This is a genomic window from Mycobacterium sp. (assembly GCF_049683935.1).
In the GTDB taxonomy this organism is placed as follows: domain Bacteria; phylum Actinomycetota; class Actinomycetes; order Mycobacteriales; family Mycobacteriaceae; genus Mycobacterium.
Window position 1 is genome coordinate 1 of record NZ_JBAUJR010000422.1, and the last position, 6,586, is coordinate 6,586.

The 6,586-nt window shown below is 66.6% G+C and carries 6 protein-coding genes; 2 read left to right on the forward strand and 4 right to left on the reverse strand.

Translation table 11 applies throughout. The features are described 5' to 3' along the window. Positions 1 to 27: 27 nt before the first annotated feature. Together WA965_RS23785 and WA965_RS23790 are read right to left on the reverse strand one after the other, a co-directional pair. Positions 28 to 1,416 (reverse strand): aspartate aminotransferase family protein, encoded by a 1,389-nt coding sequence (locus tag WA965_RS23785; protein ID WP_526297009.1) that lies wholly within the window; start codon positions 1,414 to 1,416, stop codon positions 28 to 30. Further along, positions 1,413 to 1,934, reverse strand: coding sequence for an Lrp/AsnC family transcriptional regulator (locus tag WA965_RS23790; RefSeq protein ID WP_526297007.1), 522 nt, complete (start codon positions 1,932 to 1,934; stop codon positions 1,413 to 1,415). The genes WA965_RS23785 and WA965_RS23790 overlap by 4 nt, the downstream gene beginning before the upstream one ends. A gap of 122 nt (positions 1,935 to 2,056) precedes the next feature. Between WA965_RS23790 and WA965_RS23795 the strand changes: the two genes are divergently transcribed. After that, the gene (locus WA965_RS23795; protein WP_526448139.1) at positions 2,057 to 3,532 is read left to right on the forward strand and encodes an aminobutyraldehyde dehydrogenase; all 1,476 of its coding nucleotides are present in this window, start codon (positions 2,057 to 2,059) and stop codon (positions 3,530 to 3,532) included. A gap of 74 nt (positions 3,533 to 3,606) precedes the next feature. On the opposite strand, the gene WA965_RS23800 is transcribed toward WA965_RS23795, so the two are convergent. Continuing rightward, positions 3,607 to 4,467, reverse strand: coding sequence for a universal stress protein (locus WA965_RS23800; protein WP_526300912.1), 861 nt, complete (start codon positions 4,465 to 4,467; stop codon positions 3,607 to 3,609). A 27-nt stretch (positions 4,468 to 4,494) separates the two neighbouring features. Then, the gene (locus WA965_RS23805) at positions 4,495 to 6,006 is read right to left on the reverse strand and encodes an amino acid permease (RefSeq protein ID WP_526300914.1); all 1,512 of its coding nucleotides are present in this window, start codon (positions 6,004 to 6,006) and stop codon (positions 4,495 to 4,497) included. A 124-nt stretch (positions 6,007 to 6,130) separates the two neighbouring features. Between WA965_RS23805 and WA965_RS23810 the strand changes: the two genes are divergently transcribed. Further along, a partial coding sequence (locus WA965_RS23810) for a sigma factor (RefSeq protein ID WP_526448140.1) occupies positions 6,131 to 6,586 on the forward strand: 456 nt, incomplete at its 3' end.

Consider the following 6,586-nt stretch of genomic DNA (forward strand, 5'->3'; position numbering starts at 1 on the left):
GCTGGAATGCAATTCCGGCGGAGGGGTTTACATCCGGCGGCTGGCTTCGGTCAGCACGCCATGCAGGATGTCGTAGATCGCGTCGAATTCCTTCTGCCCGCTGATCAGCGGCGGGGCCAGCTGCACGACCGGGTCGCCGCGGTCGTCGGCGCGGCAGTACAGCCCCGCCTCGAACAGCGCGGGTGTCAAAAAGCCGCGCAGCAGCCGCTCGCACTCGTCGTCGTCGAAGGTCTCCTTGGTGGCCTTGTCCTTGACGAGTTCGATGCCGTAGAAGAAGCCTTCGCCGCGGACGTCGCCGACGATCGGGACGTCGTAGAGCTTGTCCAGCGTCGCCTTGAACGCCGAGGCGTTCTGCTTGACGTGGTCGTTGATCCCTTCACGCTCGAAGATGTCGAGGTTGGCCAACGCCACGGCCGCCGACACCGGGTGACCGCCGAAGGTGTAGCCGTGGCCGAAGACTGTCGAACCGTCGTTGAACGGCTCGAACAACCGGTCGCTGGCGATCATCGCGCCGATGGGCGAGTACCCGGACGTGAGACCCTTGGCGCAGGTGATGATGTCGGGAACGTAGCCGAAGTCGTTGCAGGCGAACATCGATCCGATACGACCGTAGGCGCAGATCACCTCGTCGGAGACGAGCAGCACGTCGTACTCGTCACAGATCTCGCGGACCCGCTCGAAGTATCCGGGCGGCGGCGGGAAGCAGCCTCCGGCGTTCTGCACCGGCTCCAGGAACACCGCCGCGACGGTGTCGGGGCCTTCGAACTCGATGGCCTCGGCGATCCGGTCAGCGCAGTACCGTCCGAACGCCTTGGGATCCGAGCTGAACTGCTCGGGAGCCCGGTAGAAGTTGGTGTTCGGGACGCGGAAACCGCCAGGGGTCGGCGGATCGAACGGCGCCTTGAACGTCGGGATGCCGGTGATGGCCAGCGCGCCCTGCGGGGTGCCGTGGTAGGCGATGGACCGCGAGATCACCTTGTACTTACCCGGTTTGCCGGTCAGTTTGAAGTACTGCTTGGCCAGTTTCCAGGCGCTTTCGACGGCCTCGCCGCCGCCGGTGGTGAAGAAGACGCGGTTGAGGTCGCCCGGCGCGTAGCCGGCGATCCGCTCGGCGAGCTCGATTGCAGGCGGAGTGGCGAAGGACCACAGTGGGAAGAAGGCCAGCGACTCGGCCTGCTTGGCTGCGGCCTCGGCCAGCTCGGCACGACCGTGGCCGACCTGGACGACGAACAGCCCGGACAGGCCGTCGATGTATTTGTTGCCGTTGCTGTCCCAGACGTGGACACCCTCGCCGCGGGTGATGATCGTCGGGGTGATGCCTTCGCCGTGACGGGCGAAGTGACCCCACAGGTGGCGGTCGGCCTTGGCGCCCAGGTCGCCGGTGGTGATTTGTTCGGTTTCGGAAACGATAGTCATCGTGTACCCCAATTATATTGCTGTTTAACAAGTTTCAGATAGACAAGGGTTTCGGTGGATATCACTCCCGGCAGCGCGCGGATCTTGGTGTTGAGCAGTTCGAGCAGGCTGTCGTCGTCCTCGCAGACCACCTCGGCGATGGCGTCGAACGAACCGGCGGTGAGCACCACGTAGTCGACGGACTCGATGGTGGCCAGTTTCTCGGCGATCTTGGTGGTGTCGCCGGTGCACTTGATCCCGATCATGGCCTGGCGGGCGAAACCCAATTGCATCGGATCGGTGACCGCGACGATCTGCATCACCCCGGCGTCCACCATCCGCTGGACCCGCTGGCGCACGGCGGCCTCGGACAGGCCCACGGCCTTGCCGATGCCCGCGTACGAGCGGCGGCCGTCCTGCTGCAGCTTCTCGATGATCGCTTTGGACAGGTCGTCGAGCTGAAATGCGGCCCCTGGACGAGACTGGTTCACACGGAACGAGACGGGGCCGACGACATGCGGAACCCCGGGGTTGGCCATGACACTGATTGTGCACGGAATCCGTCGTGCCAAGCAACCATCACCATGAAATCGCTTGTTTGGAGTGGGTGACGCAACCGTAATGCGTAGCTTCGGGCCGGGCGTCGCGATAGCGTTGGGCCATGACTGTGGCGAGCAGCTGGATCGATGGTGCGCCGGTGCTGACCGGTGGCGCGGAGCATTTGGTGGTCAATCCCGCGACGGGTGAGGCCGTCGCCGAGATGGCCCTGGCCCGACTGGAGGACGTCGACGCCGCCGTCGCGTCGGCGCGCACCGCCCTGCGCGACTGGGCCGGTGCCACCCCGGCGGAGCGGTCGGCGGTGCTGGCCAAGTTGGCCAAGCTGGCCGACGAGGCCACCGACGTGCTGATCGCCGAGGAGGTCAGCCAGACGGGGAAGCCGGTCCGGCTGGCACGCGAGTTCGACGTCCCCGGCAGCATCGACAACATCGACTTCTTCGCCGGCGCCGCCCGCCATCTCGAGGGCAAGGCCACCGCGGAGTACTCCGGCGACCACACGTCGTCGATCCGTCGTGAGGCCGTCGGCGTGGTCGCCACGATCACCCCGTGGAACTACCCGCTGCAGATGGCGGTGTGGAAGGTGTTGCCCGCGTTGGCGGCGGGCTGCTCGGTGGTGATCAAGCCTGCCGAGATCACCCCGCTGACGACGCTGACGCTGGCGCGCCTGGCCAGTGAAGCAGGCCTGCCCCACGGGGTGTTCAACGTGCTCACCGGTGCCGGCGCCGACGTCGGTACCGCGCTGGCCGGCCACGCCGACGTCGACATGGTGACGTTCACCGGGTCCACGGCCGTCGGGCGCAAGGTGATGGCGGCCGCCGCGGTGCACGGGCATCGCACACAGCTCGAGCTCGGCGGGAAGGCGCCGTTCGTGGTGTTCGACGACGCCGACCTGGACGCGGCGATCCAGGGTGCCGTCGCGGGTTCGCTGATCAACACCGGGCAGGACTGCACCGCAGCCACCCGGGCACTTGTCGCACGCGATCTGTACGACGACTTCGTCGCCGGTGTCGCCGAGGTGATGGGCAAGGTCGTCGTCGGCGATCCGCACGACCCCGACACCGACCTGGGCCCGCTGATCACCACTGCACATCGGGACAAGGTGGCCGGCATGGTGTCGCGGGCGTCGGATCAGGGTGGGCGCGTGGTGACCGGCGGGGTCGCGCCGGACCTGCCCGGCTCGTTCTACCGGCCGACGCTGATCGCCGACGTGTCCGAGAGCTCCGAGGTGTACCGCGACGAGATCTTCGGCCCGGTGCTGACGGTGCGGTCGTTCACCGATGACGACGACGCTCTTCGGCAGGCCAATGACACGGTGTACGGGCTGGCGGCCTCGGCGTGGACGCGTGATGTGTACCGGGCGCAGCGGGCGTCGCGGGAGATCCACGCGGGCTGCGTGTGGATCAACGATCACATCCCGATCATCTCCGAGATGCCACACGGGGGCTTCGGCGCGTCGGGATTCGGCAAGGACATGAGCCAGTACTCGCTAGAGGAGTACCTGTCGATCAAGCATGTGATGAGCGATATCACCGGCACGGTCGACAAAGCTTGGCACCGAACGGTTTTCACCCAGCGCTGAGGTGGCCGCGGAATAGCATTCCGGGTCGTGATCGGGCCCGAAATCGCAGCCAGGAATGCTATTCCGCGGCCGCGCTACCCGCTCTTGGGCACCACGATCACCGGCACGTCCACGCCGGCCAGGATGCGTGCTGCCGTCGACCCCAGGAAGATCCGACTCGGAGCGGCGAACCGGCTCGAGCCGACCACCAGCAGGTCCCCGTCGTCCCAGTTGAGCTTCTTCAGCGCCGACTCCAGCGTCATGCCGTCGGCGACCAGCGACGTGATCTCGGGTGACTCCGGCAGCGCGCGCGCCGCAATCGCGAGGTTTTCCTCGGCGGCCGCGACCTGGAGTTGCCTGACCTCGCCGGCGCTGCCCGCCTCCGACAGGTTCTCCGCCGACACCAGCGACAGCATGCGGATCGGCAACCCGGCAGCGCTGGCCAGCGTGATCGCGAACGGCAACGGGTTGTCGTCGCCCGCCCGGGTGGGCACCGCGGCCGTCACCGCGTCGATCGCCTCGTCGGGGTCCTCGGCGTAGCCGCGCGGCGCGAGCGCCACCGGGATGGGCGAGGAGTGCAGCAGCGCATTGGTTACCGGGCCGATGGTGTGACGGCCGAAGAAGCCGTCCCGCGCGCCGCCGACGACGATCAGGTCGGAAGCTTTCTGCTCGGCGAAATCGATGAGCGACTGGGCGAACGACTCGCCTACTGTCACGGTGGACCCGGCGGTCACACCGTCGGCCGCCAGCGCGGCGACCGCCTTGGACACCCAATCCTTGCCGCGATTGACGAGCAACTGTTGGTAGTCCGCACGGCCGGGATGGCCGTCGGGCAGTTCCTCGCGGACGACGAGCAGCACGTCCACGTCGGCGTCGAAGGTCTTGGCGAGCGCGCTGGCCAGTGCGATGCCGTCGTCGCCGGTCGGGGTGGCTAGGTAGCCGACTGTCAGATGCATTGCTGTTCCTGCTCTTTCAGTGATGTATCAGTAGACGTCCGGGACCTTGACTTCGGTGCTCGCGTTCAGTGTCTCACCACGGAAGAACCGCTTGGTGCCGAATGCGAAGCATGCCAGCATCAGCGGGATGCCCAGTACCAGCATCCCGATGCCGAGGACAAAAACCCCGCCGACGGGTCCGAAAGCGGTATAGCCGTAGTCGGGCTGAATCATGTCCTTGGCGCTGATGCCGAACGCCACGGCCATCGACAGCCCGCCCAGTAGCGGGAAGATGCCCCTGAAGAACAGATTTCGCGCCGAGGTGAACAGAGTCCCGCGGAAGTACCAGACGCAGGCGAAGGCGGTGATTCCGTAGTAGAACGCGACCGCGAGGCCGAGGGAGGCGACCGAGTCGAGCAGCGCATTCTCCGACAGGAGCGTCAGCACCAGGTAGAACGACAGCGCCGCGACGCCCATCACAATGGTGCCGAACGCCGGCGTCATGTAGCGGGGGTGCACGTTGGCGAACCGCTTGGGGATGGCCTCGTAGACCGCCATCGACAGCGAGCCGCGGGCGGTGGGCAGGATCGTTGTCTGCGTCGACGACAGCGCCGAGACCGACACGGTGAGCAACAGGGCGGAGGCGGCGATCGAGCCGGCGACGGGCCCGCCGAGCACAGTGAGAACATCGTCGGTGTTGTTCGGATTGTTCAGGCCGATTCCGACGTAGCCGAAGCCGGCGAACGACTGGATCGCGAAGGCGACCAGCACGTAGGTGCACACCAAGATCACCGTGGTGATCAGTGCCGCGATGCCGGGGGTCTTGCCCGGGTCCTTGGTCTCCTCGCCGACTGCCAGGCACGCATCCCAGCCCCAGTAGATGAAGATGCACAAGATGATCGCCGCGGCGATCGACGAGGCGTCCAGCCCGCTGGGCCACAGCCACGACAGCTGCGGGGAGATGGCCTGGGCGCCGGCATTGCCCGCGAAAACACGGATCAGCGCGATAACGCTGATCGTGATCAGCACGCCGAACTGAATGGCGATCAGGATGTTCTGGATCCGCTCGCTGACGACGATGCCGCGCGCGGACACCACCGTCATCGCGATGATGAAGAAGCACCCCAGGCCGACCTTGGCGAAGACGTTCTCGGCGAGGCCGTCCAGACCGAGGAAGTTGAACAGGTAGATCGCGGCGATCTCGGCGACGTTGGCCAGCACGATGATCGCCGACACGGCCAGGCCCCAGCCGCCGATCCAGCCGATCCACGGGCCGAATGCCTTGGTGCCCCAGGTGAAGGTGGTGCCGCAGTCAGGAGTGTCCTGCGCAAGCTCCTTGTAGGCGAATGCGACGAGGAGCATCGGGATGAAGGCCAGAACGAACATCGAGGGCGCCTTCTCGCCGACGGCCAGCACGACGTAGCCGAGGGTGGCCGCCAGGCTGTAGGCGGGCGCGACTGCCGCCAAGCCGATCACCACATTGCCGACGAGACCGAGCGCCCCCGCCTGCAGGCCCTTGCTGCCGACGGCGGGCGCCGACGGTTCCTCCATGATTGCCATGCGCGCAATATACGGTTCCGGTGGTGACTGCGCGCGTTATACACGTAAATCGTTGTCATATAGCATTTTTGCAACGAGATTCGTGCTGATGTGACTCCGTGGAGTCGGGATCTACACTCGTGGGATGACCGCCGGCGCGTGGGTCGAGCAGTTCGAGCAGTTGCGGCCGCACCTGCTCGCGGTCGGCTACCGACTCACCGGCACGCTTGTCGACGCCGAGGACATCGTGCAGGAAGCGTGGTTGCGCTGGGATGCCCACCGCGACACGTCGATCGACGATCTCGAGGCGTGGTTGACGACCGTGGTCAGCCGCGTGGGTCTGGACCGGTTGCGGTCGGCGGCGCGGCGTCGGGAGACCTACGTCGGCGAGTGGCTGCCCGAACCGGTGGTGACGGGTCTCGACGGCACGGACCCGTTGGCTGCCGTGGTGGCCGCAGAGGATGCCCGGTTCGCCGCGATGGTGGTGCTGGAGCGCCTGACGCCCGACCAGCGGGTGGCGTTTGTGCTGCACGACGGCTTCTCGGTGCCGTTCGACGGCGTGGCCGACGTTCTCGGGTGCACTCCGGCCGCGGCGCGTCAG